Annotated in this window: 12 tRNA genes and 1 rRNA gene; all 13 read left to right on the top strand. The window is 51.4% G+C overall.

Annotation, left to right across the window (positions count from 1 at the left end):
• The first annotated feature begins 17 nt into the window (after positions 1–17).
• The 13 genes from rrf to A5867_RS17070 all read left to right on the top strand — a co-directional run bounded on the left by rrf (position 18) and on the right by A5867_RS17070 (position 1,221).
• Positions 18–133: ribosomal RNA gene (gene rrf / locus A5867_RS17130) — 5S ribosomal RNA — on the top strand.
• Positions 134–149: 16 nt separating this feature from the next.
• Positions 150–222, top strand: a tRNA-Val gene (locus A5867_RS17125).
• 3 nt (positions 223–225) lie between these two features.
• Positions 226–298: transfer RNA gene (locus tag A5867_RS17120), tRNA-Lys, on the top strand.
• A 14-nt stretch (positions 299–312) separates the two neighbouring features.
• Positions 313–394 (top strand) — tRNA-Leu (locus A5867_RS17115).
• Positions 395–401: 7 nt separating this feature from the next.
• Positions 402–474, top strand: a tRNA-Thr gene (locus tag A5867_RS17110).
• A gap of 10 nt (positions 475–484) precedes the next feature.
• Positions 485–556 (top strand) — tRNA-Gly (locus A5867_RS17105).
• A gap of 18 nt (positions 557–574) precedes the next feature.
• A tRNA-Leu gene (locus A5867_RS17100) sits at positions 575–660 on the top strand.
• Positions 661–671: 11 nt separating this feature from the next.
• Positions 672–745 (top strand) — tRNA-Arg (locus A5867_RS17095).
• An 11-nt stretch (positions 746–756) separates the two neighbouring features.
• Positions 757–830, top strand: a tRNA-Pro gene (locus A5867_RS17090).
• 13 nt (positions 831–843) lie between these two features.
• A tRNA-Ala gene (locus tag A5867_RS17085) sits at positions 844–916 on the top strand.
• 28 nt (positions 917–944) lie between these two features.
• Positions 945–1,018, top strand: a tRNA-Met gene (locus A5867_RS17080).
• Positions 1,019–1,031: 13 nt separating this feature from the next.
• Positions 1,032–1,105: transfer RNA gene (locus A5867_RS17075), tRNA-Ile, on the top strand.
• 26 nt (positions 1,106–1,131) lie between these two features.
• Positions 1,132–1,221, top strand: a tRNA-Ser gene (locus A5867_RS17070).
• Positions 1,222–1,259: the final 38 nt, after the last annotated feature.

Genomic DNA, 1,259 nt, shown 5'->3' with positions numbered 1-1,259 from the left:
CTTACTCAATTGAATAGTGTGGTGGCGATAGCAAGAAGGATACACCTGTAACCATGCCGAACACAGAAGTTAAGCTTCTTAGCGCCGATTGTAGTGAAGGGTTTCCCTTTGTGAGAGTAGGACGTCGCCACGCGTTTTTTTTACCTTATGGGGGTTTAGCTCAGCTGGGAGAGCATCTGCCTTACAAGCAGAGGGTCAGCGGTTCGATCCCGTTAACCCCCATATGAGTCGTTAGCTCAGTTGGTAGAGCATCTGACTTTTAATCAGAGGGTCACAGGTTCGAGCCCTGTACGACTCATAGTAATAACCTATGCGGGTGTGGCGGAATTGGCAGACGCACTAGATTTAGGATCTAGCGCCTTCGGGCGTGGGGGTTCAAGTCCCTTCACCCGCACTTCATTGCCGGCTTAGCTCAGTTGGTAGAGCATCTGATTTGTAATCAGAGGGTCGAGGGTTCAAGTCCTTTAGCCGGCATCAGGAATATGCGGAAATAGCTCAGTGGTAGAGCACCACCTTGCCAAGGTGGGGGTCGCGGGTTCGAACCCCGTTTTCCGCTTTGCCTTAGCAATTTTCAGCCGGGGTGGCGGAACTGGCAGACGCACAGGACTTAAAATCCTGCGGTGAGTGATCACCGTACCGGTTCGATTCCGGTCCTCGGCATTTCATAATATGCGCCCATAGCTCAATTGGATAGAGTGTTTGACTACGGATCAAAAGGTTAGGGGTTCGACTCCTCTTGGGCGCGCTTTTTAATAACGGGAAGTAGCTCAGCTTGGTAGAGCACTTGGTTTGGGACCAAGGGGTCGCAGGTTCGAATCCTGTCTTCCCGATAATTTTTCAAAAGGGGCCTTAGCTCAGCTGGGAGAGCGCCTGCTTTGCACGCAGGAGGTCAGCGGTTCGATCCCGCTAGGCTCCATATCATTTGAATAAATGATTCTTTTTTACGCGGTGTAGCTCAGCTGGCTAGAGCGTCCGGTTCATACCCGGGAGGTCGGGGGTTCGATCCCCTCCGCCGCGATTTTTAAGAGCCTGGACCTTTAGCTCAGTTGGTTAGAGCAGACGGCTCATAACCGTCCGGTCGTAGGTTCGAGTCCTACAAGGTCCATTGTGGCATTGTATCTGTTTTATTATGGAGGATTACCCAAGTCCGGCTGAAGGGAACGGTCTTGAAAACCGTCAGGCGGGTAAAACCGTGCAAGGGTTCGAATCCCTTATCCTCCTTAACTGTCTCTTTTGTTGCGAGCAAAAGAATCACAGTC

The organism is Enterococcus sp. 6D12_DIV0197 (assembly GCF_002174385.1).
Lineage (GTDB): Bacteria > Bacillota > Bacilli > Lactobacillales > Enterococcaceae > Enterococcus_D > Enterococcus_D casseliflavus.
This window is presented reverse-complemented; position numbering and strand designations above follow the sequence as displayed.